The 25,022-nt window shown below is 44.1% G+C and carries 20 protein-coding genes, 5 tRNA genes and 1 pseudogene; 15 read left to right on the plus strand and 11 right to left on the minus strand.

Going from position 1 to position 25,022, the window contains the following annotated elements; genetic code table 11:
• Positions 1 to 83: 83 nt before the first annotated feature.
• The 4 genes from RT064_RS08335 to RT064_RS08350 form a co-directional block, all read right to left on the minus strand.
• Entirely contained in the window at positions 84 to 1,370 is a 1,287-nt protein-coding gene (locus RT064_RS08335; protein ID WP_409519552.1) for an ammonium transporter, read from the minus strand.
• Positions 1,371 to 1,632: 262 nt separating this feature from the next.
• On the minus strand, positions 1,633 to 1,845 hold the full coding sequence (gene cydX, locus RT064_RS11010; RefSeq protein WP_409519551.1) for a cytochrome bd-I oxidase subunit CydX: 213 nt from the start codon (positions 1,843 to 1,845) through the stop codon (positions 1,633 to 1,635).
• Between the two features lie 32 nt (positions 1,846 to 1,877).
• Positions 1,878 to 3,014, minus strand: a complete 1,137-nt coding sequence (gene cydB / locus RT064_RS08345; RefSeq protein WP_313062821.1) for a cytochrome d ubiquinol oxidase subunit II — start codon at positions 3,012 to 3,014, stop codon at positions 1,878 to 1,880.
• The gene (locus tag RT064_RS08350) at positions 3,007 to 4,635 is read right to left on the minus strand and encodes a cytochrome ubiquinol oxidase subunit I (RefSeq protein ID WP_313062805.1); all 1,629 of its coding nucleotides are present in this window, start codon (positions 4,633 to 4,635) and stop codon (positions 3,007 to 3,009) included. Before RT064_RS08350 ends, cydB begins: the two co-directional genes overlap by 8 nt.
• Positions 4,636 to 5,095: 460 nt before the next feature.
• Between RT064_RS08350 and cydD the strand changes: the two genes are divergently transcribed.
• From cydD to RT064_RS08385, 7 genes are all read left to right on the plus strand, one after another.
• On the plus strand, positions 5,096 to 6,793 hold the full coding sequence (gene cydD / locus RT064_RS08355; protein WP_313062806.1) for a thiol reductant ABC exporter subunit CydD: 1,698 nt from the start codon (positions 5,096 to 5,098) through the stop codon (positions 6,791 to 6,793).
• Between the two features lie 4 nt (positions 6,794 to 6,797).
• Positions 6,798 to 8,591: an amino acid ABC transporter ATP-binding/permease protein gene (locus RT064_RS08360; RefSeq protein WP_313062807.1), complete on the plus strand. Its 1,794-nt coding sequence runs from the start codon at positions 6,798 to 6,800 to the stop codon at positions 8,589 to 8,591.
• Between the two features lie 222 nt (positions 8,592 to 8,813).
• A complete protein-coding gene (locus RT064_RS08365) occupies positions 8,814 to 9,707 on the plus strand; it encodes a PepSY domain-containing protein (protein WP_313062808.1) in 894 nt (297 codons plus the stop codon).
• A 111-nt stretch (positions 9,708 to 9,818) separates the two neighbouring features.
• On the plus strand, positions 9,819 to 10,487 hold the full coding sequence (locus RT064_RS08370; protein ID WP_036603962.1) for a response regulator: 669 nt from the start codon (positions 9,819 to 9,821) through the stop codon (positions 10,485 to 10,487).
• 63 nt (positions 10,488 to 10,550) lie between these two features.
• On the plus strand, positions 10,551 to 12,434 hold the full coding sequence (locus RT064_RS08375) for a sensor histidine kinase (RefSeq protein ID WP_313062809.1): 1,884 nt from the start codon (positions 10,551 to 10,553) through the stop codon (positions 12,432 to 12,434).
• Between the two features lie 153 nt (positions 12,435 to 12,587).
• Complete coding sequence (locus RT064_RS08380; protein ID WP_313062810.1) at positions 12,588 to 14,369, plus strand: TrkH family potassium uptake protein; 1,782 nt, start codon at positions 12,588 to 12,590, stop codon at positions 14,367 to 14,369.
• A gap of 23 nt (positions 14,370 to 14,392) precedes the next feature.
• A complete protein-coding gene (locus RT064_RS08385) occupies positions 14,393 to 15,097 on the plus strand; it encodes a potassium channel family protein (RefSeq protein ID WP_135889249.1) in 705 nt (234 codons plus the stop codon).
• Between the two features lie 365 nt (positions 15,098 to 15,462).
• On the opposite strand, the gene RT064_RS08390 is transcribed toward RT064_RS08385, so the two are convergent.
• The 4 genes from RT064_RS08390 to RT064_RS08405 form a co-directional block, all read right to left on the minus strand.
• A tRNA-Asp gene (locus RT064_RS08390) sits at positions 15,463 to 15,539 on the minus strand.
• Between the two features lie 27 nt (positions 15,540 to 15,566).
• A tRNA-Val gene (locus RT064_RS08395) sits at positions 15,567 to 15,642 on the minus strand.
• A gap of 87 nt (positions 15,643 to 15,729) precedes the next feature.
• On the minus strand, positions 15,730 to 16,413 hold the full coding sequence (locus tag RT064_RS08400; protein WP_313062811.1) for a DUF2059 domain-containing protein: 684 nt from the start codon (positions 16,411 to 16,413) through the stop codon (positions 15,730 to 15,732).
• Between the two features lie 8 nt (positions 16,414 to 16,421).
• On the minus strand, positions 16,422 to 16,871 hold the full coding sequence (locus RT064_RS08405; RefSeq protein ID WP_051499411.1) for an acyl-CoA thioesterase: 450 nt from the start codon (positions 16,869 to 16,871) through the stop codon (positions 16,422 to 16,424).
• A gap of 410 nt (positions 16,872 to 17,281) precedes the next feature.
• Between RT064_RS08405 and RT064_RS08410 the strand changes: the two genes are divergently transcribed.
• The 4 genes from RT064_RS08410 (at position 17,282) to RT064_RS08425 (ending at position 18,774) form a co-directional block, all read left to right on the plus strand.
• Positions 17,282 to 17,357, plus strand: a tRNA-Asn gene (locus tag RT064_RS08410).
• A gap of 174 nt (positions 17,358 to 17,531) precedes the next feature.
• Positions 17,532 to 17,607, plus strand: a tRNA-Asn gene (locus RT064_RS08415).
• A 158-nt stretch (positions 17,608 to 17,765) separates the two neighbouring features.
• A complete protein-coding gene (locus tag RT064_RS08420; protein WP_313062812.1) occupies positions 17,766 to 18,254 on the plus strand; it encodes a hypothetical protein in 489 nt (162 codons plus the stop codon).
• A gap of 214 nt (positions 18,255 to 18,468) precedes the next feature.
• Positions 18,469 to 18,774, plus strand: coding sequence for a CopG family transcriptional regulator (locus tag RT064_RS08425; RefSeq protein ID WP_313062813.1), 306 nt, complete (start codon positions 18,469 to 18,471; stop codon positions 18,772 to 18,774).
• A gap of 106 nt (positions 18,775 to 18,880) precedes the next feature.
• Here the strand turns inward: RT064_RS08425 and RT064_RS08430 are convergent, their stop codons facing one another.
• On the minus strand, positions 18,881 to 20,218 hold the full coding sequence (locus RT064_RS08430; protein WP_313062814.1) for a dicarboxylate/amino acid:cation symporter: 1,338 nt from the start codon (positions 20,216 to 20,218) through the stop codon (positions 18,881 to 18,883).
• A 467-nt stretch (positions 20,219 to 20,685) separates the two neighbouring features.
• Here RT064_RS08430 and RT064_RS08435 point away from each other — a divergent pair.
• The 4 genes from RT064_RS08435 (at position 20,686) to RT064_RS08450 (ending at position 23,421) form a co-directional block, all read left to right on the plus strand.
• Positions 20,686 to 20,775, plus strand: a tRNA-Ser gene (locus tag RT064_RS08435).
• Between the two features lie 62 nt (positions 20,776 to 20,837).
• Positions 20,838 to 21,554, plus strand: a complete 717-nt coding sequence (locus RT064_RS08440) for a 16S rRNA (uracil(1498)-N(3))-methyltransferase (protein WP_313062815.1) — start codon at positions 20,838 to 20,840, stop codon at positions 21,552 to 21,554.
• A 231-nt stretch (positions 21,555 to 21,785) separates the two neighbouring features.
• The gene (locus RT064_RS08445; RefSeq protein ID WP_313062816.1) at positions 21,786 to 22,568 is read left to right on the plus strand and encodes an acetoacetate decarboxylase; all 783 of its coding nucleotides are present in this window, start codon (positions 21,786 to 21,788) and stop codon (positions 22,566 to 22,568) included.
• 52 nt (positions 22,569 to 22,620) lie between these two features.
• Positions 22,621 to 23,421 carry a 3-hydroxybutyrate dehydrogenase gene (locus tag RT064_RS08450; RefSeq protein WP_313062817.1) on the plus strand — a complete coding sequence of 267 codons (801 nt, stop codon included), beginning with the start codon at positions 22,621 to 22,623 and terminating at the stop codon, positions 23,419 to 23,421.
• Between the two features lie 268 nt (positions 23,422 to 23,689).
• Here RT064_RS08450 and RT064_RS08455 read toward each other — a convergent pair whose 3' ends face one another.
• Both RT064_RS08455 and RT064_RS08460 read right to left on the minus strand, forming a co-directional pair.
• Positions 23,690 to 24,475, minus strand: coding sequence for a DUF4145 domain-containing protein (locus RT064_RS08455; RefSeq protein ID WP_313062818.1), 786 nt, complete (start codon positions 24,473 to 24,475; stop codon positions 23,690 to 23,692).
• A 230-nt stretch (positions 24,476 to 24,705) separates the two neighbouring features.
• Positions 24,706 to 25,022, minus strand: a pseudogene (locus tag RT064_RS08460) (hypothetical protein); the annotation flags it as partial.

Raw genomic sequence — 25,022 nt, forward strand, 5'->3', positions numbered from 1 at the left:
AATAAAATTACAATTGACGCAAATCACTGTGGTGGGTCGGGTACCTGTGACGACAGAGCATACAGGTCCCTCAAAATTTAAAACTAGTGCCGCTCAGTTAGCGTTTGCTGACTAAATAAGCTATCTTGGAATTCAGGGTAAGCCACTTCGGCATGTTCGGTAAAGTCGAGCCCGCGTTGCTCATGCTGTGCAAGTACACGAAGACCGATGGTTTTTTCTATCACAAAGTACACCACCATACCCAGTCCAAACGACCAGATAAACATTGCCCCGATGCCCATCAGCTGTACGATGATACGATGGGTGTCGAATAAATCACCTTCATAAAACAGCCCTGCTGCCAGCGTACCCCACACACCGCCGCCCACATGCACGGCAACGGCATACACCGCATCATCCATTTGAACATTATCCAACAACCGCTTCACCGCCAAATATGCCAAACATGCACCCACACCGGTAACAATCGCAAACACAGGCGACATGGTCGCACAGCCTGCGGTAATGGCGACCAACCCTGCAAGGCTGATATTGACCGTATCACTTAATAAAATCGCCTTACGCATCACTCCTGAAATCAGCAGATAAGCCGTCACCGCACTCACCCCTGCTAGGTGGGTATTTAGCATAATTTTGCCCAAGTTGCCTGAGCTGGTCAGTGTGGAACCTGCGTTAAATCCAAACCACGCTAACCATAGGATAAAGCCGCCCAATGTGACAAGCGTGAGATTATGACCGGCAATCAAACGCGGCGTGCCATCAGGGGCAAAGCGACCAATACGCGGTCCAAGGACGATAATACCCGCGAGCGCTAGCCACCCACCGACAGAGTGCACCACCGAAGAGCCTGCAAAATCAATAAATCCAAGCTGGGCAAGCCAGCCTTGACCGCCATAATAACCACCCCATGCCCAACTTGCTGCGACTGGATAAATCAGTCCGCAAGTCATCAACGTACCAATCAGATACCCTGAAAATTTAATGCGCTCCGCCATCGCACCACTGGCAATGGTGGCGGCGGTGGAAGCAAACATCATCTGAAAAAACAAATGTGCCCATTGCATATTGCTAAGCTGCTCTGGCAAAAACTCGCTTTGACCTACGTAACCTGTGGGGTTGTTGCCTGCCATCAAACCATAGCCCAAGATATAAAAAATTAATCCGCCAATCGCCATGTCGGTGTAGTTTTTCATCAACACATTCACGGTATTTTTACTGCGCACTGAGCCTGATTCAATAAGCGCAAAGCCCGCCTGCATAAAGAACACCAGCAAACCGCCAATGACCACCCACATCACGTTTTGGTAGTCATAAAGCTGCTCATTGGTGGGCGTCGCAGCGTACACCGAGGAATGCTGATAAAAAACCATCACGGATAATAGCCATTTATAGGCTTTATTAAACCGTTTACTGGTATGCCGTTGAACTGTATTGTTTAACTTTCTCATGAAGCTTTTACCCTTATGCCCTCGATAAAAAATTATCGCTCAAGTATTAATCAGTTTTGCCAAGACAGGGAATGCAAAATGTGTACCAAATAAGAAAATGATTAAAAAATAGAGGGTTTTGACAACGCATAAAAAAGCGCTTTAAGCCGTGGTAACTTAAAGCGCTAATGGTTGAGGTTGATGGCTATAAGGACTCGTTATCTGAAGTGTTGCCTGTTTTATGGATATCTTCAGTGGGACTGCCTTCTGTCACCGTACCATCATTGGTGGGATTATCGCCCTTTGCTTTTGGATTAAAGGCTTTATTACGCGCATCGGCATTTTCAAGCCACAGCGCGTTTAAAATCGCCAATAATACCGCAAACCCCAATCCTAATATCCACGCAAAATACCACATTGTGTTCTCCTATTGAATTGCCTTGATTTGGGTCAGTAAAGTGAATGCTCTTGCTCTCGAACATAAGCCTTGGTCACTTTACCGCGCATCACGTTATATGCCCAGCTGGTGTAGCCTACAATCATCGGTAATAACACCACCACGACAATCAACATAATCATCAAGGTAAGATGACTCGATACACTGTCCCAAACCGTCAAGCTTGACCGTGGGTCGCTAGAGGATGGCATGACAAACGGAAACAGCGCCACCCCTGCGGTCATAATCACACTAAGCACAGCAATACTGGAGGCGATAAATGCAGTCAAGGTTTTACGTGCTTTTAACAATATTGCCGTGACAATCGGCATGATGACACCAAGTGCAGGGAATGCCCATGCCAGCGGATATTGATGATAATTTGCCATCCATGCGCCTGCTTGACGCGTCACCTCTTTATTGAGCACATTTGGCAAGGCTTGGGGGTCAATGTGGCTGGTGATATGATAGCCGTCAATCGATTGTATCCATACCCCTGCTAGCACAAACAACACCGCCATCACCAGACTACTGATAGCAGCGTAGTTAAGGGTACGATTTTGTACCTCATCAAGGGTTCGATGCGCCAAATACGCCCCACCTTGCATAATCAACATAGACGCACTGATTAATCCACACAGTAGGGCAAATGGATTAAGCAATGCCCAAAATGAGCCTGTATAAGTCGATACCAAATGGTTGTTAAAACTAAAGGGCACGCCTAAAAACAAATTACCAAATGCCACGCCAAACACCACAGCCGGGATAAATGAACCGACAAACAACCCCCAGTCCCACGCTTTGCGCCAAGTTGGATTGTGTATCATACTGCGATATTTAAACCCCACCGGGCGGAAAAATAACGCCCACAATACTGCCATCAACGCCCAATAAAAACCGCTAAAGGCAGTGGCGTACACCATCGGCCATGCCGCAAAAATCGCGCCACCTGCCGTGATAAACCATACTTGGTTACCCTCCCAGTGCGGACCTATGGTATTGATAATCACCCGGCGCTCTTCATCATCTTTGCCGACAAAAGGCAGTAACGAACACACGCCCATATCATGCCCATCCATGATAGCAAAACCAATGAGCAGCGCACCGACCAATAACCACCAAATAATTTTGAGTGTTTCATAATCAAACAACATGATTCACCTCGGCTGTATCATGGGGCAAATTTAATGAATGACTCACATGAACCTTGTGAGTATCTTCGCCGTAGTATTTGCCCGTGCCTAGACTTGCGGGTCCTTTACGGGCATATTTCACCATCAAGTACATTTCAATCATCAGCAGCACCGTATAAAAACCAACAAATCCCGCCAGCGAGGCATACACATTTGCCACGCTAATGTTGGAAGTTGAAAAGTACGTTGGCAACATGCCATAAATCGTCCAAGGTTGACGCCCATACTCGGCAACAAACCAACCAAATTCAGCAGCAAGCCAAGGTGCAGGCAGCATCAATAATGCCCAACGTAACAGCCAAGGTTTTTGGATAAAGTTATCTTTGACACTTGACCAAAGACTAATCGTAAACAATGCCAACAATAAAAAGCCCAAACCTACCATGGCACGAAATGACCAGAACATCGGGACAATAGGTGGAATGGTGGCATCAGTGGCCTGTTTAATCATTGCCGGCGTGGCTTTACTGACATCAGGCGAATAGCGTTTGAGCAATAACCCAAAGCCCAAGTCTTTTTTTACCTTTTCAAATTCCGCCACTGTCACAGGATTTGGGGTTGCACCTGGGGGTGCACTGCGTAATTGATCCAGTAGTACCACCGCTTTTTGACCATTGACGATGCGTTTTTCATTGATGATTTTGATGTCATGGATGCCCAAAATCGGGGTATCTAGTGAGCGCGTCCCAATCAAGCCCATCACATACGGAATTTGCACAGCCCAGTTGTTTTTTTGCTCGGCTTGGTTGATATCGGCAATCAAATTAAAACTGGCAGGCGCAGGCTCGGTTTCCCACATCGCCTCTATCGCCGCCATTTTGGTTTGCTGTGCCAAGCCAATGGAATAACCCGACTCATCACCCAGCACAATGGTGCTACAAATCGACGCAAAACCAAATGCCGCCGCGACTTGAAAGCTGCGTTTGGCAAATTCGACATCGCGTTTTTTGAGCAAATACCACGCTGAGATGGCAAGCACAAAGGTCGCCCCCACCGTATACCCGGCAGAGACGGTATGTACGAATTTGTTCTGCGCCTCAGGGTTAAATAATACGGCCGCAAAATCGGTCATTTCCATGCGCATGGTTTGGTAACTAAACTCTGCGCCTACCGGATTTTGCATCCACCCATTGGCAATCAAAATCCACAACGCGGATAGATTGGTACCCAGTGCCATCAACATAGTCACCAGCAAATGCTGTCCGCGTGACAGTCTATCCCAACCAAAGAAAAACAGTCCGACCATGGTGGATTCTAAAAAAAACGCCATCAAGCCTTCAATGGCAAGCGGCGCCCCAAAAACATCGCCGACATATTGTGAGTAGTACGCCCAGTTGGTACCAAACTGGAATTCCATGGTGATGCCGGTGGTGACACCCAAGGCAAAGTTGATGCCAAACAGTTTGCCCCAAAAACGCGTCATGTCTTTCCACACTTCTTTGCCTGTCATCACGTACATGGATTCCATGATGACCAGCAGCCACACCATGCCCAGTGTGAGTGGTACAAATAAAAAATGATATAACGCCGTGACTGCAAATTGCAGACGGGAAATATCGACGAGATGTTCTGTTATCATGTTGACTCCTTGGTTTGACAACCAATTCAGATGTCAATTACCCTCATGCGTGCTTAAAAAAAGGGTAATGTTTTTATTTACAAACATTATATAAATCTATAAATTATTTGTCATGCGGCATAATGTCGCACCTGACTACAAAATACTATGATGAGTATTGCCTTGCTGCTACCATTTTCTCATACCCTGTCAAAGATGGGGATAGTCGAATGAGTGATAGTTTATGGGTCTCTTGAGGGTAGTCGTTTAAAGTAGCGGGATCGTGCAGCGCTTTACTTATTTAATTGTGTCTTATATGGCTTGTTATATGCCTTTATCAAGGTTTTATCAACCCTCATTGGTGGGCACGGTGTTTACACTTTTTTGTCTCATTGCCTGGATGAGCATGATTTGTCATACCTAACCTGCGCTTGATACGCTATGATGTGTCCATTGATTTTATCGTTACTGTTAACCAACCATGTCTGAAACGTCTGCTGTCAACCAAACCCTTCGTCACTATGCCGCTATGGCAAAGCGACCGATTTATATGGCATGGGGACTGTCAGTTGTGTCCACGCTGGTACTGATCGTGCAGTCTTGGCTGATTGCGGTCATCTTTGCAAATTGGTTAACACAAATTACCCATCACCGCCCTGCCACTGACGTATTTTTTGATTATCTGCCGTGGCTCATAGGGTGTCTATTGCTACGTCCTTTACTGCATTTTTGCAAAGACCAGCTGACTTTAGAGGCGGGGTTACAAGTAGCCAGCATCCTGCGAAAAACGCTAGTTGGAAAACTGGCGCAAGTAGGTGCAGCGCGCGACCAGTATGGCAGTGATGGCGGGCTTGCCAGTATGGTGATTGAGCAATGTGACGCCTTAACGGGCTATGTCAGCCGTTTTTATCTGCAGCGACTGATTGTGGTGAGCACGCCTATCATGCTATTAGTCGCCGCTGCGACCCAAAGCTGGATGGCGACGCTGATTTTACTGCTGACCGCACCCCTAGTTCCTGTATTTATGGTATTAATTGGTCATGCCACCGCTCGTAAAAGTCGGCAACAATTTGCCGCGATGGCACAGCTGAGCGGGCGATTTTTGGATTGGTTACGTGGCACAGCGACACTGCAACGGCTGGATGCTGTCGGGCACGCCAGTCAAGACATCGACGCCTCAGCCGAGGCCTACCGTATGCGCACCATGTCGGTACTCAAAATTGCGTTTTTAAACACCGCCGCGCTAGAACTGTTAGCCGCGCTGTCGATTGCGCTACTTGCCGTGTATTTGGGTTTTGGTTTAATCGGTATTTTACCTTGGCAAAAAAACACGGTGCCTGTGCCTTACCAGTCGGCGCTATTTTTACTGCTGTTGGCACCCGAATTTTATGCCCCGCTACGTCAGTTGGGCGCGGATTATCATGTCAAAGCGCAAGCGGAAGGCGCCATTGCTGAGTTATCACCGTTGTTAGCGTTTGCGTCAGCGGAAAAAACAAAAGCTAATCCCTTTATATTAACTGCACCCCCTGCCATTGACGCTCATAATATTTGGGTCAATCATCAGCAGCGCACACGGCTCGCGCCGTTAAGTTTCGCTATTGCCGCAGGGGAACGGTTAGCGATTGTCGGTCAAAGTGGCAGCGGCAAATCTACCCTATTGCAAATTTTTTTGGGTTTTTGTGCCTATCAAGGCGATATTTTTATTGATAACCAAAATTTTAACACCATCAATTCCACGCAATTTCGCCACCAAATCGCCTATTTGTCGCAGCAAACCATGCTACTGCCGATGAGTATCGCCGATAATTTACGCCTGCCAAACCCAACCGCCAGTGATGACAAATTATGGCAAATTCTTGCACAAGTGGGGTTAAAACCTTTGATAAAAGCACTGCCAAGTCAGCTAGATACTCAGTTGGGTGAACGTGGTAGCGGCTTGTCGGGGGGGCAGCAGCGACGACTGGCAATAGCCCAGTTACTCTTGCAAGACGCGCACCTTTGGCTACTCGATGAACCCACTGAGCATTTAGATAGTGATACCGCAGCCGAGATTAATGGGTTATTACAACAAGTGACGAGGGGTAAAACCGTGTTATGGGTGACGCACGATGCCACAAACCTGCCTTGGCTGGATCGGCAAATAAGCCTTGATATTGCATCTACTTTGGCGAAGGCGTAACGGTATGACAGCTCCTAATAGTGAAAACAATAGTGAAAATAGGCTTATTAGTCAAAATAACCTTGTCAAAACTCACCGGCAAAAAAAAGCAAACAGTCATCAAACCTTTCGTTTAACCCAGCTGTTTAGCACGCAGCTAGATAAATGGCTCATTGCTGCCTTGTTAGGCATAATGACTGCGTTATCGGTGATTGGGCTATTGATGACGTCAGGGTGGTTTATTTCTGCGGCAGCAATGGCGGGGATGGTGGCGCTGGGCTCACACAGTTTTAATTATCTGGTACCGGCAGCGATTATCCGTGTGATGGCGATGGTACGTACCGCAGGACGCTATGGTGAAATGATGGTGTCCCACCATGCAGTGTTTGGTTTGTTGCAGCGGCTGCGAGTGCGGTTTTTTAACCAGTTTGCACGCCTGCCACTGGCAAATTTATCAAGTACCCTACAATCTACCCATGCCATGCACCGTTTAACCCATGATATTGAGGTGCTCAATGAGTTGCCACTGCGCGTGGTATCGCCTTGGCTAGTCGCGACAACCGCTAGCTTGCTAGTAGCCACCTTACTTTATCAGTATGAGGTTAACCCCATGCTGATTGCCATATTTTTAATCGCAGGTTTGATGCTACCTGCCTTGCTGACATGGCGCAGTATCAAGCACGCCCGCGCTCATCAGGCATTGGCAGAGTCTAGGCGTGTCAGTTTGCTCAATCCGCTATCGGCGCTTACCCATTTATTGATTTGGCAGCGCTGGCAATCCGAATTGACTGCTTTTAACAGCTTCGACACTCAGCATACGCATCAGCAAAAGCGCATCCAACGCGCCCAGTCGTTGGTCATGCTAATCATGCAGTGGCTGATGGCAGCGGTTTTGGTCGGCTTGTTAGTGGGTTTTTATCACACGCCCCTTGTCATCAGTGTGCCGATGTTGCTTGCGCTATCCCTCGGTATCATGGGCATGACTGACTTGCTAACACCGTTAGTCACCCATTCGCTAGCCCTTGGCAATAGTTTGGCAGCAAAACACCAACTCAATGAATTACTCAATCCCTCGCTACAACCTAGCCATCATTTAACGCCTGATTTAACTCATCATTTAAACCATGATTTAGCCTCTTTACCCATCGATGTTGCGCGCCTAAATGCGCCACTCACACTCACCATCCATCAGCTCGCTGCCAAAATGCCGCAGGCGATTGTCGGTTTCAAAGCTATCAGCTTGACTGCCACCCAAGGCATCCCTGTATTGATTACTGGGCGCTCGGGCGCGGGAAAATCAACACTGTTACAAGTGCTAGCCCATGAACTAGCACCGCAACAAGGCAGCATCGAGCTCAATGGGATGGATTGGCTAGCCCTGCACAATACGCCCGCGCTCACAGGTTATCTGGGGCAACAGATTGATATTTTTGACCAGACTTTGGCGACCAATTTAAGATTGGGCAACGCCGATGCCAGTGATGAACAGCTTTGGCAAGTGCTCGGTAAGGTTGGACTCAAAGACTGGGCGCGCAGTCAGCCGTTACAATTACAGACGCCGCTAGGGGAATACGGGCAAGCCATTTCCGGTGGACAAGCCAGACGCATTGCCTTGGCACGGCTATTACTCGCCCCGAAGAAAATCTTGCTGCTTGATGAGCCGTTTGCGGGACTTGATAAAAAAAGCCGTGAAGCACTGTGGCAAATGCTGGTACAGCATCAGCAGCAAGGCATTTTAATCATTGTCACCCACCATCTTTGGCAAACTGACCAACCAATTAATATTGTGCAATTACCTGAGCCTGATGTTTTTATTTAACCTGTAGGGGTCAGGTTTGATTTGACAGGCAAAAAAATTGATAAAAACATTTTTGAACATTGTTGCCGGCGTTTATGCAAAGCAAATTTTTTGATTGTATTGCTATAACCTACCTAGCTTGATTCTGCGTTATCGCTAAGTTTCTGCTGTCTTAATTTTTGTATGATAGTACTATCCAATCAAGGGTTATCAACAACTATATTAACAACCGCAGGAAAACCTATGAACTTAGCAAAATTTAACCCCTCATTTTTAGCCACTGGGCTTAGTGTAGCCTTGCTTAGCGTCATTACAGGTGCGACTCTCACCGCCTGTGCTAGTACCTCAGCGGCACCACAAGCGCAAAACATGCAAAAACGCCATCCAGCCAATGCCAAGAACTTTGAGCAACACTTACAAGCCATGCAAGCCAACGCCCAAGCAGCCGCCAATGCCAGCATCAGTGCCTCTCAAGCAGTCGCCTTGGTACAAAAACAAGCCGCGAACACACGCATTGTTGGTGTACACTATCATGACAATAGCAACCGACCCAACCCAAATCCTGCCCGTAGCGGCAACAACGCCGATGACAACATTGTCGGCTACCGAGTCATGACCCTTAGTGCGAATGGTCAACCACAACTCTATATCGTCAATGCGTCTAATGGTCAAGTGAGCCAAGCAACTATGCCATCACGGCCATCACGCCCAGCGCGTCCGCCACAACCCAATACCCCCAATAACCCTAATAGCCCCAACAACATGGGCAACCCCAACAATCAACCACCTGCGCCCCCTGCCATCAATATCAGCCTAGAGCGCGCCATGCAATTGGCAGCGAGCCAAGTGGGTGGTGAAGCCATTGGCGCCCATTTGGGTGGAGATAAAGGGGGTAAAATGGGTCATGGTCCTCGTGACAGTCACCGCCGCTTTAACAGAGACCCACAAACGGGCAATACAGGCATGCCGCCTGCACCAAACCCTGCCCAAAATCAATCACCTAGAACCCCAAGCTATCAGATTGAGGTGGTAAAAGGTAAAGAAGTCTATCATGTCAAAGTTGATGCCCAAACAGGTGCCGTGAGCGATGTCAAATCATTTAACGACTTCAAACGTCGTGCGCCTACTCAGCCATAATTGAGTGCTAAATGGCAACCTTGCTTATGAGCAACACCGTCATTCTTAGAATGGCGGTTTTTTGTGTTATAGTCTATTTATTGAACAGTATTCGTGTATAAAGGTAACCCAATGAGAGTATTACTCGTCGAAGATGACGTCTTCATTGCGGACAGTCTGATTGATAGTCTAGAAGAAGAAGCGTATGCGGTAGACTGGGCAAAAGATGGGCGAGAAGCGATTTTGACCCTCAAAGTCGAATCGTATGACGTGATTTTGCTGGATTTGGGCTTGCCAGAAATTGACGGAATGAGCGTGTTAGAGACGCTTCGCAGTGCCAAAATCGATACGCCTGTACTGGTGCTGACCGCCCGAGACCAAATCAAAGACCGCGTGAAAGGGCTGGACGCTGGGGCAGATGACTATATGACTAAGCCGTTTGCGATGAGTGAGTTACTGGCTCGTATGCGTGTATTGGTGCGCCGCTCACAAGGCAATAGCCAAAACACCCTACAAGTCGGCGACTTAACCCTCGATATCAATGCCAAACGCCTTAAACGTGACGGCATAGAAATCGATATTACCGCCAAAGAATACATGCTGCTCACCACTTTTATGACCGCGCCCGATAAAGTGTTTTCAAAAAGTGAATTGGAAAATTCTATCTACAATTGGGAAGCTGGGATAGAGAGCAATGCCATTGAATTTTTAATCTATGGACTGCGCAAAAAAATTGGTCAAAAACGGATTAAAAACATCCGTGGTTTAGGCTGGTATATCAGTGCCGAAGCCCAAGACTAACAAAAAGCGATAGAAAAAAGGCTCAAAAAAAATCCAGACAATGACCGCCAAATAGCCGCAAAAATGACCATGACTACCCCTACAAAAACCGCTCTTTCCTTGCAAAAATCGTTGCAAAAATCACTGCAAAAACAGTTGCTGGTTTGGATACTTGGCACGTTACTATCGATTGGCATTTTGGTACAGATTGCGGTATTTTGCTATACCTATCAAGAGTTTAATACCTCACAAGAAACCAATCTTAGCTATCTTGCTGAGCTGGTCAGCTCGCGCTCAACGGTGCGACCACCCCCGCATGAACTAAATCCCAATAGGCGCAACCTAGATAATAATCTTTTACCGCATGACTTACCACCGCCTAGACCACCTATACCAGCTATGATAGCTTCTGCCCCTAGCAGTAGCACGCCGACCACTGTTTTCTCGCCCAATGATGAAAGCAACGTCCTACAGTATCAAGGCGTTAAAGACGGTGTGCAAGTTGATATCTTCCCTGCCCGTTTTGGCAAAATTGACACCAATTTTATTGAGCCAATGGCTCACCCGCAATTGATTAATACCCCTATTGGTTTTAGTGAATTAACCCTCGATGGTGAAATCTGGAAAGTCTTTCGTAAAGACACCCCAAGGCGGGTGATTTTTGTGCGTCAACCTGTTGAATGGCAGAAAAAAATTGCCCTAAAATCGGCTTGGCAATCCATTATTCCGATTTTACTGACTACTCTGTTGCTGCTTGCACTATTGCCTTGGGTATTAAAGCGCGTATTGCGTCCTATCCAGTCATTAGCTAAGCAAATGGCAAAACGTCATGGTCAAGATCTCAGCTTGATCGAGCTACCCACTGACAGCCAACATCGCTCGATTCTGCCCAGCGAGCTCATGCCCTTGGTCATTGAAATCAATGCGTTGTTACAGCGGGTTGACACGCATATCCAAAACCAAAATCGCTTTATCGCCGATGCAGCGCATGAGCTACGCTCGCCATTGACCGCCATCTCGCTGCAAGTACAACAACTGCAAAAATACAGTCAAGATGCGGCGATGTATAGCGACCCTGCAAGGCAAGCCAAATTCAAACAAAACATTCATAAGCTCGCTGTCAGAGTGGAACACAATCAACATCTGGTGGAACAGCTACTTACCCTTGCCCGTATGGACGCCCAGCAATCACAGCTGACCGAGCGCACCAACCCGCCCACCGATTTAATTGCAGTGCTACGAGAAGCCATCAAACTGCTATTTCCGATTGCCGATAACAAAGACCAAACCCTGTCGGTTGACAATCATCTCGCCGCGTTGGGTACGTCAGCGACGCAGGTCAGTCTAGATGAAACCGCCTTGTTTATCCTCCTCAAAAATTTACTGCAAAATGCTATTTTATACACCCCAACCACAGGCAATATCGCTGTTGTCATTGACCAGATGGCTATCGAAGATCTAACGCAGACGTCAAGCAGCACCGATTCGACCCATGCCACCCAAGACACCCATGCCACCCATACCAACTTAACCAACCCATTGACCCCGATCCCTGTATTGGTGAACAACGCTAGCAACGCACTCAATCACGGCGCAAAACGACTCATCGTCCAAGTTGCCGATACCGGCATTGGCATTGATGCAGCCCATTATCAAGACGTCTTTCAACCCTTTTACCGCGTCCATCAAAATGCGTCAAGCACAGCCCTAGCCCTAGCACAAGGACAAGGACAAACAAGTAGTACACAAACCCATAGCGATACTGCCAAAAAATCTTTTTCCTCCAAAGACACAAGTACCCATTCAGGTTTGACGGTGATTGGCGGTACCGGCTTGGGTTTATCGATTGTTTATCAAATCTGCCAACAAGCCAATATCGATATTTATCTCAGTCCTACGCAACTGGTTGAGAATAACGCCCAAACCACTGCCACCACCCAAGGCTTAACCGTAACTTTGGTGTTTTAGCCTGCCTCAAAAACAACGTAATTTTGTCAAATCATCGCTACTTTTTTTAAATCATTGTTCAATCTAGTTTTCTCAAACGCATAATTGCGGTATAAAGTACAACAACTATGCTTGGGTAAAACGGAAGTCAACTTTACGATGTTTGATTTTATATTGAAAAAAAATAAAAAAAATGCGCTCGACTCAATGCATGACAAGCCATCAGGTGTGTTTAATAAACTGGTATTTTATAGCGGTTTATTCGCTGTATTGCTTGCGATTATTGAGACAGGGTTTGATTTTAAAGTTTGGTTGCATGGCGTGGCTTCGACGTTTTATTTAATCGTGCTTGGGCTTAACTTTATTGAATTATTGAGTCAATATGTGCAAAAAGGTATACGCTCAAAGCTTGTGCTAACGTTTGATTTGTCCATTGCTTTATTAGTTATTGCGCTATTGGTGACACATTTTTTTGCCGATAATAGTTCTTTTTTATACAAATTCTTGTTTGAAAAATCGCTGATAAAAATTGCGTTGTTGGTTTCTTTTATTCGTCAGTTATTGGTGATGGAGTTTAGCTTTAAGATAGTCGTTGCGCACCCTGCCCAGTTGTTTATTTTAAGTTTTTTATTGCTTATTTTGCTCGGCACGTTTTTGCTGATGATGCCAAATGCCACCTATGGTCATATTGCGTTTGTTGATGCTTTATTTACTGCCACGAGTGCGGTGTGTATTACAGGTCTAGCGGTAAAAGATACCGGCGCTTTTTTTACGCCATTGGGTCAAATCATTATCATGTGTTTGTTTCAATTGGGCGGCTTAGGGATTTTAACTTTTGCCACTTATTTTAGTTATTTTTTTCGAGGACGCATCAGTTACCAGACACAGCTACAGATTGGGCATGTGACCTCAGCCAATCGTATGAGTGATGTGCTAAAGACGCTCAAAGTAATTTTTGCGGTTACTTTTGCGGTGGAGTCTGTGGCAGCCATAGCGATTTATCTCAGTATGCTTGATGTCCCTATGAGTATCCATCGTCGCATCTTTTTTTCGGTTTTTCATGCCATCTCTGCATTTTGTAATGCAGGTTTTTCAACGATGAGTGATAGCTTATATGAGTTACAACTGCGCTTTAATTATCCGTTACAAATGGTTGTGGCGGTGACGTTTTTGTTTGGGGGGTTGGGGTTTGCGATAGTTGCCAATATCGTGGAATATTTGCGCCATCAGCTGATGCGCCTGCTGTTTCCTAACCGCTCACGATATGGTGCCAAGCCGTGGTTACTGAGTATCAATAGTCGCATTAGTCTAGTGACGACCTTGTCCTTGCTAGTGCTTGCCTTTGTCAGTGTGCTTGTATTTGAGTGGCATGGCACCTTAACTGAGCATACCAGTGTCATAGGCAAACTTGTGACAGGGTTTTTTGTGGCAGCTGCACCGCGCTCATCAGGAATCAACGTGGTAGACATGGCACAGCTAGCGCCACCGACCGTGATGCTTACCATTGCACTGATGTGGGTTGGGGCAGCCCCAAACTCTACAGGCGGTGGTATCAAAACCACGACTTTTGCCGTCGCTGTGCTCAATATTGTGTCACTGGCACGCGGCTATTCTCGTATCGAAATATTCCGTCGTGAAATTGCGGATATCTCAGTGAAGCGGGCATTTGCGATTATCTGTTTGTCAGTGATTATTATTGCGTTTGGTTGTACGTTAATACGCTGGGCAGAGCCCAACATGAGTATGACAGAAGTGTTATTTGAAAGTGTTTCTGCTTACACCACCACAGGGTTAAGCTTAGGCATTACCCCACATTTAAGTGCGTTTAGCAAATCCGTACTGATTGGGCTGATGTTTTGTGGACGGGTTGGGGCATTGACCATCTTAATTGCCTTATTAAATCGCCCAAGGCATCAAAGCTATCGCTATCCCAGCGAAGAGATTATTATCACCTAAAGATAAATTGATAAGGTATAGATATGAAATACATCATCGTCGGTCTAGGCAATTTTGGCTCATCACTTGCCACCAAACTCACCAGTCAAGGGCATGAGGTCATTGGTATTGATATCGACATGGATAAAGTTGAGCGCTACAAAGAATCCATTTCGCACACGATTTGTATCGATTCTACCAGTGAAAACGCCGTCTCGGGGTTACCCATTGCCCAGACAGATGTGGTTCTCATTACCATTGGCGAAGACCAAGGACAAAACGTGATGGTCACTGCCCTATTCAAAAATCTCAATGCCAAATACATCATTAGCCGAGCGATTAACCCACTGCATGAAAAAGTGCTACAAGCATTGGGGGTGGATGATATCATCCAACCTGAAAACGAAGCGGCAACGCACTGGGCAAAGAAACTCTCGCTCACTGGCTTAATTGATTCGTTTGAACTTGATAACGATTATAGTATCGTTCAAATACAGACACCGCCTACATTTTACGGTAAAACAGTTCACGCGCTTGATTTAATCAATCAATTTAATGTGATGCTGTTAACCACCATTTCATTTCACCAAAACCAATTTGGTTTTGGTCGAAATCAAACTAAATCCAAAATTGATGGCATTGTGCATCCAGATTTTGTCATTGAGCCTGATACGGTTTTAGTATTATTTGGGGAAACCAATGACTTAAGACGGCTGTTCAAGTATATGCACGCCTCCCAGAATTCATAACATTAGCACAATCCAAGCATTTAGTCGTTGTGGCTAATTTTTTGATTTTCACTAGGTTTCTTGTGTTTTAACAACGGCTTGTGACCTTGCAAGCTGTCAGACAAAATTTTCGGTCACAAAATGCTCACGTTTTGGTCACAAGCGTTTGGTCACGTTAGTTTTACTTAAATATTAAAAATAGATATCTTTTCAACTTAACAATCAAAATCAATTTTCTTAATCACATCAAGAGAAAAATGTATAAAATAATATATTTTTTAAAATCAATAACTTAATATAAAATTTAAGCCAAAAAAAACCTCAAATCAGGGGAGATTTGAGGCATAAAACTTTAAAAATTTCGTTTTTAGTTCCACTAAAATAAGTGGCGCAGCGGACGGGACTCGAACCCGCGACCCCCGGCGTGACAGGCCGGTATTCTAACCAACTGAACTACCACTGCACGGTAGCTGATAGCGATGATATAGGTTGGTGGGTCGTGACGGATTCGAACCGCCGACATTCTGCGTGTAAGGCAGACGCTCTACCAACTGAGCTAACGACCCTGATAGGCAATCTATAAGCCAATCAAGTTGCTTCAATATCATCGAAGTGACGCGTATTATATAGACTTGTCATGGATTGTCAACTAGTTATTTAAAGATTTTTTCGATATCTTTTTGCAAGCTTGGCATCGCTTTTTCAAATTGGCTTGTGTCACCTATCAAAGTCGGCATCATCACCTGCACAAACTCACTGGAAACTTGCGATTGTTTACTTAAAATGCGTTGTCCCATTGGGGTCTCATAAAATTGGTTGAGGGAATCGACCTCAGCTTGGGTATAGGTTTTTTTGGCAATTGCTTGATAAGCTTGTTGCAGTTGCTGTTTAGAGATGGGTTGGTCTAATTGCTGTCCCAAGACGGTGCTATATTTGACAAAGATATTTTTAAGTTGTTTTTGCGCATGACGGCTAAAAATGCCTGCGTTTTCATCCGTAGGTAATTCTTGGGGTAGCCCTTTCATCATATTGGCAGCCTGCTGACGTTGGGCAAGCATTTCATCAATCATTTTATCGATATGTAGCACTTTGATAAGCTTGTCAAGCGATGCATCCGTGGGTTGGGTTTGCAATTCATTGAGAGTTGCAATTGGCGTTTGAGCATTGACTGCATTGACTGGGTTGTTTTGAATGATTAATTCGGCGTAAGCAGGATGAACCAGCATAGTCATACCAGTCGAGGTTAATAAAGTTAGCAAGGCTAATTTTTTAGCATTTAATGAGCCTGATAGAATTAACGGTGTGTTGGTTTTTTTAGCGGGATATTGATGACGCATTCTTTTGCCTATTTGATATCACATTGGGAAATATTGTTACTTTGAAAACGCAATGCTTTACGCATCTGTGCGGCTTTTTGGCGACATTCTTGCAAACTATCTTTGATTTCAAGGGGTGGCACACGGGTGGGCTTGCCATGTTGATCTACCGCTACCATGGTGAAATAACAACTGTTGGTATGGCGTATTGTACGGTTTTGGATATTTTCTGCTTGCACTCGAATACCCACTTCCATCGAAGTTTTACCCACATAATTGACGCTTGCCAAAAAAGTGACTAACTCCCCTACATGAATCGGCTCACGAAAAATCACCTGATCCACCGATAGCGTCACCACGTAACCACCACTATAGCGACTGGCACAAGCATAAGCCACTTGGTCAAGCATCTTTAATAAATCGCCGCCATGCACATTGCCAGTGAAATTTGCCAAATCAGGCGTCATCAGCACAGACATGGTAAGTTCATTTTGTAAAGGGGCAACTTGCAAATTTTGGTTTGATTCAATGGCGTTGGGCACAATGACGATCCTTCTTAATTCATATAACAATTATCATAAAAAATTATTAATCTCGGCATCCTAGCTGTGAATTAACATAGCTTTAAATCAACGCAGCTTTTAATCAATGCTGTGAATCAACTTGACCCATAGAGTGATGCCTTAATCGCTAAACTAGCAAATTCGCCTTATCATCACAATAGCCAATCAGTAACTGGCTGATTACTAGCCACAATCTGGTTGAATAATAAAAAAATCCGAAGATTTTTTGATATAGTGCTTGACAGCCACGGTTAATTTGCTAAAATACGCACCACTTAAACGCTGTGATGATTTTTGCAGGTTTAACAAAAAATTCTACCGCTTATTCTCCAATAGCTCAGTCGGTAGAGCAATGGACTGTTAATCCATGTGTCCCTGGTTCGAGCCCAGGTTGGAGAGCCATATCAAAAAGACCTTTAACAACGCTTGTTAAAGGTCTTTTTTTATGTGGTATTTTTTATCTATCGTTATTGCTAGGGGTCATTTTGCATCATGAATTTTATTAATATTTTTTGCTAAAAAATGCTTGACTCATTTTTTAAATCTCAGTAATATACGCACCACTTGATTATCTGTTCTCCAATAGCTCAGTCGGTAGAGCAATGGACTGTTAATCCATGTGTCCCTGGTTCGAGCCCAGGTTGGAGAGCCAATCAAGCCAAATTCTGTTGTATATTTTGAACCCGTTCCCTTGTGAATGGGTTTTTTTATGAGCAAAGTTTAGCAATTTGCTGTTTACTACGCCTTTGTTTGCTACCCTATTATCTCACCTGCTAAAGTACTTAAGATACTATTGATAAGGTACTAGTTATGACGCTGTCGTTTTCCCCTACCCAATCTCAATTTTTGACCCTGCAACAAGCGATTAATAAAGACCGCATCACCCAGCTAGTAAGCGATCATCAGCAAGGTAAGCTGTCGTCAGATGATAAATCTTACTATGAAAGCTTAATCACCCAATTTATCGAGCTAATCAAGCTGCCTGATAGCGCGCATTTGGCCATGCAGCTTTTACCAGAATTCAAAATCACCGTGCCAGCCTTGCTTGATGGCATGGCTTATCGCGCCGTGGCTGATAAAAACCCAAAAGCGTGTGTGTTTGCGGCATATATGATTGACCAATCGCTGTTGCAGCGCAATATGACGCCCCTGTTCAATGTGATTATTGAATTCGGTACGCCTGAACTGTGGGTTGAATTGGTAAAAAAAGTGAATAATGCCCCTGCCGATCGCATCGTTGAGAAGGTTTATCAATGTGACAAATCAGTACAGACCTATTGGGAACAACAAATTTTGTAAAGAAATTTCGCTTGATTGTTGCATCGAGCGTTAAGCTAATCCAACATTTGGCTAAGATTTTTGTAGGAATTTTACGTTTGCCTTGCTTGTTTCTCGCCAATGAAATAATTACACTAGGTTAAAGATATCTAATTGCGCTAAATTTTCCGTCTAATTGATAAATTGGTTACATCTAGCTTGATTGCTAAAAATTGATCACACGCGAGGCATGCAAATGATTACTAAAGTCAAAAAAAATCAACAAGTCATGGTTCCTATCCATATCAAAATCACTGAAGAAATGCGGGATTTGTTGACCCAAGTCGCCAAAAATCATGGGTTTCCACGTATTCAAGGCTTGATTCGCTTATATATTCGCCGGGGACTTGATGCCGAGAATGTCGGCTACTCACTCGCCAAAGACAGCCGTTTTATCGAAAAGCTGAAGCGTCAAGGGGTGTCCGATGAGGTGATTTTTGAAGCGATTGAGGACACAGCCAATGAGCCAGAAGCCAAAGCAAACGGTACGGCAAAACCTTAAGCATTTATAGCCCCATAAAAAAACCCAAAACGCATATGTTTTGGGTTTTTTACGATTCATCAACGCTTTTATACGTTTATCTTTTCTAGGCTTATTCTTTCTACAATTATACAGTGGGATGATGCTCAATAGGTGGTAATGGCTGACCATTGAGCGCTGCGTCCAAGCGCTGTTTGTCTAGCGCATTTTCCCAACGTGACACCACAATCGTCGCACAGGCATTACCGGTTAAGTTGGTCAATGCACGGCACTCTGACATAAAGCGGTCAATCCCTAAGATAAGCGCCATCCCTTCGATTGGCACAGTTGGTACCACCGCCAAAGTAGCTGCCAAGGTAATAAAGCCAGCGCCCGTGATACCTGCCGCGCCTTTTGAGCTTAACATTGCGACCAATAATAACGTAATCTCTTGGGTCAACGTCAAATCAATATTACAGGCTTGCGCGATGAATAACGCTGCCATGGTCATATAGATGTTGGTACCATCTAAGTTAAATGAATACCCTGTTGGAATCACCAAACCGACCACTGATTTTTCGCAGCCTGCGCGTTCAAGTTTTTGCATCAAGGTCGGTAGTGCCGCTTCTGATGAACTGGTGCCTAACACCAATAGCAATTCATCTTTGATGTATTTAATCATCTTGATGATTGAAAAGCCGTTATAACGTGCCACAGCACCGAGTACCACCAGCACAAATAGCAATGAAGTGATATAAAAACAGGCTAGCAAAAAGGCTAAGTTGCCCAGTGAGTGCACGCCATACTTACCAATAGTAAATGCCATCGCACCAAACGCCCCAATCGGCGCAGCTTTCATCAAGATTTCAACCGCTTTAAACACAGGCGCAGATAACTCTTGAAAGAAGTTTAACACGGGACGAGCCCGATCACCCACAGATGCTAAGGAAACACCAAACAGCACTGAAACAAATAACACTTGCAGAATATTCCCTTCTGTCAGTGGACTTACCATGGTTTCCGGAATGATATTCATCAAAAAACCGGTAACGGTACTATCGTGCGCTTTACTAACATACTCAGAGACTTTAGCCGCATCTTTCCCTGTTGCCAGAGTAGCGGGGTCGATATTGAGACCCGCGCCAGGTTGCAGCACATTGGCAACCACAAGGCCGATAATTAATGCCAAGGTTGAAAAGGTAATGAAATACAGCATCGCTTTACCAGCAACACGACCGACTCGCTTCATATTGCTCATACCAGCAATACCCGTCACCACTGTCAAGAAAATAACGGGGGCGATAATCATTTTAACCAATTTAATAAATGCATCACCCAGTGGTTTCATTGCCTCACCCACGTCTGGGGCAAATACACCAAGCAAAATACCCAGTACAATGGCGATAATCACTTGTACATACAGAATTTGGTACCATTTACGGGGTTTGGGGGGTTCCACGAGTGTGGTGGTATCGATAGGTATCATGACAGATACACTCCTTTTATCTGATGAACCCTAAAACTGGGATAAGGTTACATTTGCGATAAAAATTGTGGAACAAATTTAGCCAAATAGTCGCACAACCTTTAGAATTTTATCAACAATCATTAGAAAATCTAATGGATTGCAGTGCTGCGTATATTAACAATGTGATAACGTATCAGCAAGGTAATTTTCAACATTATTGTTAAGCTGCAATGGATCACATGAAGGCACTGAAACAACCCGTTGTATCAATATTTTTAGACGCAGGATTGGTGGGTTTTTGAGTATTTTTCGCTTCAGTATTTGGCTTAACATCAGCGCATGGTATGAAGCCCAGGTGTTAAGCCAAGGTATTCAGTATAATTATCTAACTTTCTATTTAGCTTTCTTTCGCTAATATTTTTTGCATTAACGTAAAATAATGCTTGCATTGTTATTTCACTTGTATATAATAGCCACCACAATTTGGAAGCTTGGCAGAGCGGTTGAATGCACCGGTCTTGAAAACCGGCAAGGGTGCGAGCCCTTCGAGAGTTCGAATCTCTCAGCTTCCGCCATATTAAAAAAACCCCTGACTTAATTAAGTTTTGGGGTTTTTTATTGTCTAAGATTTATCCTTATGAATATCATTCTTTTACCGCAAAATACCTCATCGACCGCTATTATTGATGATAAAACGAGCGTTATGCACTTAAAACAGGTGCTTAAAGTGACACTGGGCGATACGGTGAAAGTCGGTATCAAAAATGGTCATTTAGGCACAGCGGTTGTCAGCAATATCCACGATTCAAGTATCGAATTATCGCAAATCCATTGTACTATTGCGCCACCTGCCAAACTGCCACTGACTGTTATTTTGGCAATTCCCCGCCCCAAGGTATTGCGTCGTCTATTTTTGGACATGACGGCGATGGGTGCCCAGCATATTATCTTGGTCAATAGTTACCGTAGTGAAAAAAGCTACTGGCAGACCCCTTTTTTAACTCAGCTCGATAACTATATCCATGAAGGCCTACAACAAGCCTGCGATACCGTAAGCCCGACCGTAAGCCTCAAAAAACGCTTAAAACCTTTTGTTGAAGATGAACTCCCTGCTTTAATCGCAGGTAAACAGGCGATTTTGGCACATCCTTATGCCAATGAGCAGTTTACCCAAGTGTGGGACAATGCCCTGCCACATGTGCTAGTGATTGGGGCGGAAGGGGGCTGGATCGATTATGAAGTCGAATTATTCAAAACCGCTGGCTGCCAAGTGGCGCATATTGGCAATCGCATCTTACGCACTGAGAATGCCGTGAGTGTGCTCTGCGGTCATGCACTGTTAACTAGCCAATAAAATAGCCCATAAGAACAGCGATACCTTGCCGTCAGATAACCTACTATCGCCAAAGTTAAGCGGATGCAGGTGTGAAAAAATCATTACAACATCATAACAATTTTGTCTTGGGATTGATTTTGCATAAGGGTGTATAATATTTCCTGCTTCATGTCATAACGATAAAATTAAATAATATTTCATAACTAAACAACATGACTAGATAATATAACGAGATAAAAAGGAAAGCTCATGAAAGCGAGTGAGATCTTAGATAACGCGACGTTTATGCCTTTTACTGCCCCACCTTGTTCGAATGGTCCTTACGAATTTTTTGACCGCGAATACTTTATCATCACCTACCGCACAGATCCCGAAAAACTGCGTGCTATCGTACCCGAGCCACTCCAAATCACTGATAACGCGCTGGTGAGTTACGAGTTTATCCGTATGCCCAACAGCACAGGTTTTGGCAACTATACCGAATCGGGACAAGTGATTGAAGTGATTGATGCCGAAGGTCGTCATGCCAATTATACCCATTGTATGTTTTTAGATGACTTTGGACCTACCGCGGGCGGGCGTGAGCTGTGGGGTTTTCCAAAAAAAATGGCGTCGCCTGTACTAACCGTTGACAACACCGACACTCTACTTGGTACCCTCGACTATGGTAGTGTGCGTGTGGCCACAGGTACTATGGCATATAAATATGATGAACTGGACAAAGCCACTGTCAAAGCCAATATGGAAAAAACACCCAATTATTTGTTAAAACTCATTCCCCATGTCGATGGCACGCCGCGTATTTGCGAGTTGGTGCGCTATTATTTGACCGATGTAGAAGTTAAAGCAGCCTATACAGGACCTGCTACCTTACAGTTATTTGACCATGTGATGGCACCCGTGTCAAAATTACCTGTGCTAGAAATCGTCAAAACCTCTCATATTATTGCTAATCTCACCCTTGCGTTGGGTGAAGTAGCAGTAGACTATATTGCCGATGCGCAAGCCCGTCCCGATAGTAACTTTCAATAATTAAAACCGTCATAATAAAACTACTTTGTCATAAAAAATTAAGGAGAAAAACATGGCTACCCAACTCACTACCGATTTAACCGGTAAAGTCGCACTCGTCACTGGCTCTGCAAGTGGTATCGGTCGCGATATCGCAGAAACCTATGCCAAAGCAGGCGCTGCGGTAGGTATTGCAGATATCAACCCAGATGCGGCGCAAGCAACCGTGGATGCAATCAAAGCTGCAGGCGGTAAAGCGGTTGCCATTGCCATGGATGTAACCAATGAAGACGCGGTAAATGCTGGCGTGGATAAGCTGGTACAAGAATTTGGGGATATTGATATTTTGGTATCCAATGCCGGTATCCAAATCATCAATCCCATCGACCAATTTAGCTACGCGGATTGGAAAAAAATGATTGCCATTCATCTAGACGGTGCTTTTTTGACTACCAAAGCAGCACTTAAATACATGTATCAAAATGATAAAGCAAGTACAGTCATTTATATGGGCTCAGTCCACTCGCATGAAGCATCAGCCCTAAAAGCACCGTACGTCTCCGCCAAACACGCGCTATTAGGTCTAGCCCGCGTATTGGCTAAAGAAGGTGCAGCCCACAACGTGCGCTCATATGTGGTATGCCCAGGCTTTGTCAAAACCCCACTGGTTGAAAAACAAATCCCAGAGCAAGCCAAAGAAAAAGGCATTTCTGAAGAAGAAGTGGTAAAAAATGTGATGCTGGGTCAAACCGTTGACGGTGAATTTACCACAACCGATGATATTGCTCAATTAACCTTATTCTTAACCGCTTTCCCAACCAATGCGATGACCGGTCAATCATTTATCGCAAGTCACGGCTGGTTTATGAAATAGCTGACTATTCGCTTATAAAACTAAAGTACAAAAATAAACTACAAAACTGACTGATAAAAAAGGACTAGCTTGGCTAGTCCTTTTTATTTTTGCATTTGTGATTTATAGTATATTCATCACTGCACCGCACAAACAAACTTTAGCAATAGTGGTGGGTGGTATCGCATACGCCTTTACATAAGCAGTTTAAAAAACGGTTTTTCCAGGTTCCACGAATAGGTCATCCTCCCCCAGCCTGACTATTCGTGGTTTTTTATGCCTTCAGTTTTTATTTTTTCTTATTCAAACCTTTATTTTTGTTTATGGATTTTGCTAATTTTAATAACTTATCATTTGGTGAATAAATTTCTGATAAAACATATTCCATTAGGTCGTAAGCATTGAAAATATCATCTAATGTTAATTCACTACTATCCTCATGACTGCCACTATTACCTATCCATTTTAGTGCTGTTAAGATGTCTTCAAGTTTTCCAAGCTTTGGTTTCTTATTTTTAGCTTCTTTGATTCTATTATGCAGACTTATTCTTGTACGTTTTCCTTTTATAATTTTTGTTTTTGGAATTTTCAAAGTCGATAATATTTCAATAGCAATTCTTACTTTATTAGAAGCAGAGCTGGGTGAAATAAAGGTTAAACGAAATGCTTCATTGAGCATATTACTAACTTCTACTGGGCAATTTTCTGGAATAGGAAAAAAACTTAAACTTGGGGTGAAAAATTGAGCTTTATAAAAATTAGTAAATACCTGTCTGACAAAACCGTCTTCATCTTCTTCATAGTCCCAATCACATATACCTATACCACTACATGTTACAACTTGAGAGCAGCTTGGCTTCACGCATTTTAGGATACAAGAAAAGACATACGTTTCAACTCCTGACAACCACTCAGGTTCAAAATCGGGATGTTGTTGCATCAATTTGCTTTGATTAGTTTCTTCTACGAGAAACCTATTTTTATCACCTTTCAGTGTCTGATTGTGACAACTTGGACAAGATAAAATGAAGCTATCAATATGTTTAAATTCATTTAGAAATTGGCTTGCCTTCAAAATGATTATCCTTTGAATTTAATTAAATCGTTTTAACCCTAAAGCAGTATATTATTTTTACCTAACAGACAGAATAATAGCCAAAATATAGTCAATCCTAAATTATATTAAGCAACGTTTGCCATGATCTTATCCAAGGGTGACGGGCGTTATGGTTCGACGGTCTCACCACGAACGACCCTGTTCAATATAATTGAGTTTTCACTATATATAAATGGTTAATTCATAAGTTACAGATCGTCAATGAACTTTCGACCATCACTCGCCACAGGTTCATGGTCAATTTTTCGAATCTCTGATTTTATAAGCTGTTCATTGTTATCAGCGATACATTGCATGATCATGGCAAGTTGTTGCTTGGTCGCATCTTGATATTTTTCTGCTAAGATTTGCCCGACGTGACCCGCGGTTTGGGCAGATTTTGGGTTGGCAAGCCAGTGAGCCAGTTGCTGCGTTAATTCATCACTACCATTGACTTGCGCCAATGCACCGGCTTGTTTTAACTGATCCACAATCAGTTGGCAAGATTGGGTATATTGCCCCATAA

Source organism: Moraxella sp. CTOTU49097, from assembly GCF_032064105.1.
Lineage (GTDB): Bacteria > Pseudomonadota > Gammaproteobacteria > Pseudomonadales > Moraxellaceae > Faucicola > Faucicola osloensis_B.

What these genes read in the sequence shown, in the direction of transcription:
- RT064_RS08350 (WP_313062805.1), bottom strand. Translation starts at nt 4,635, where the DNA reads ATGATAACAGAACATCTCGTCGATATTTCCCGTCTGCAATTTGCAGTC.
- RT064_RS08425 (WP_313062813.1), top strand. Translation starts at nt 18,469, where the DNA reads ATGATTACTAAAGTCAAAAAAAATCAACAAGTCATGGTTCCTATCCAT.
- RT064_RS08375 (WP_313062809.1), top strand. Translation starts at nt 10,551, where the DNA reads ATGACCATGACTACCCCTACAAAAACCGCTCTTTCCTTGCAAAAATCG.
- RT064_RS08370 (WP_036603962.1), top strand. Translation starts at nt 9,819, where the DNA reads ATGAGAGTATTACTCGTCGAAGATGACGTCTTCATTGCGGACAGTCTG.
- RT064_RS08405 (WP_051499411.1), bottom strand. Translation starts at nt 16,871, where the DNA reads ATGTCTGTGCTGATGACGCCTGATTTGGCAAATTTCACTGGCAATGTG.
- RT064_RS08450 (WP_313062817.1), top strand. Translation starts at nt 22,621, where the DNA reads ATGGCTACCCAACTCACTACCGATTTAACCGGTAAAGTCGCACTCGTC.
- RT064_RS08430 (WP_313062814.1), bottom strand. Translation starts at nt 20,218, where the DNA reads ATGATACCTATCGATACCACCACACTCGTGGAACCCCCCAAACCCCGT.
- RT064_RS08365 (WP_313062808.1), top strand. Translation starts at nt 8,814, where the DNA reads ATGAACTTAGCAAAATTTAACCCCTCATTTTTAGCCACTGGGCTTAGT.
- RT064_RS08420 (WP_313062812.1), top strand. Translation starts at nt 17,766, where the DNA reads ATGACGCTGTCGTTTTCCCCTACCCAATCTCAATTTTTGACCCTGCAA.
- RT064_RS08335 (WP_409519552.1), bottom strand. Translation starts at nt 1,370, where the DNA reads ATGGTTTTTTATCAGCATTCCTCGGTGTACGCTGCGACGCCCACCAAT.
- RT064_RS08445 (WP_313062816.1), top strand. Translation starts at nt 21,786, where the DNA reads ATGAAAGCGAGTGAGATCTTAGATAACGCGACGTTTATGCCTTTTACT.
- cydX (WP_409519551.1), bottom strand. Translation starts at nt 1,845, where the DNA reads ATGTGGTATTTTGCGTGGATATTAGGATTGGGGTTTGCGGTATTATTG.
- RT064_RS08440 (WP_313062815.1), top strand. Translation starts at nt 20,838, where the DNA reads ATGAATATCATTCTTTTACCGCAAAATACCTCATCGACCGCTATTATT.
- RT064_RS08360 (WP_313062807.1), top strand. Translation starts at nt 6,798, where the DNA reads ATGACAGCTCCTAATAGTGAAAACAATAGTGAAAATAGGCTTATTAGT.
- RT064_RS08400 (WP_313062811.1), bottom strand. Translation starts at nt 16,413, where the DNA reads ATGCGTCATCAATATCCCGCTAAAAAAACCAACACACCGTTAATTCTA.
- RT064_RS08385 (WP_135889249.1), top strand. Translation starts at nt 14,393, where the DNA reads ATGAAATACATCATCGTCGGTCTAGGCAATTTTGGCTCATCACTTGCC.
- cydD (WP_313062806.1), top strand. Translation starts at nt 5,096, where the DNA reads ATGTCTGAAACGTCTGCTGTCAACCAAACCCTTCGTCACTATGCCGCT.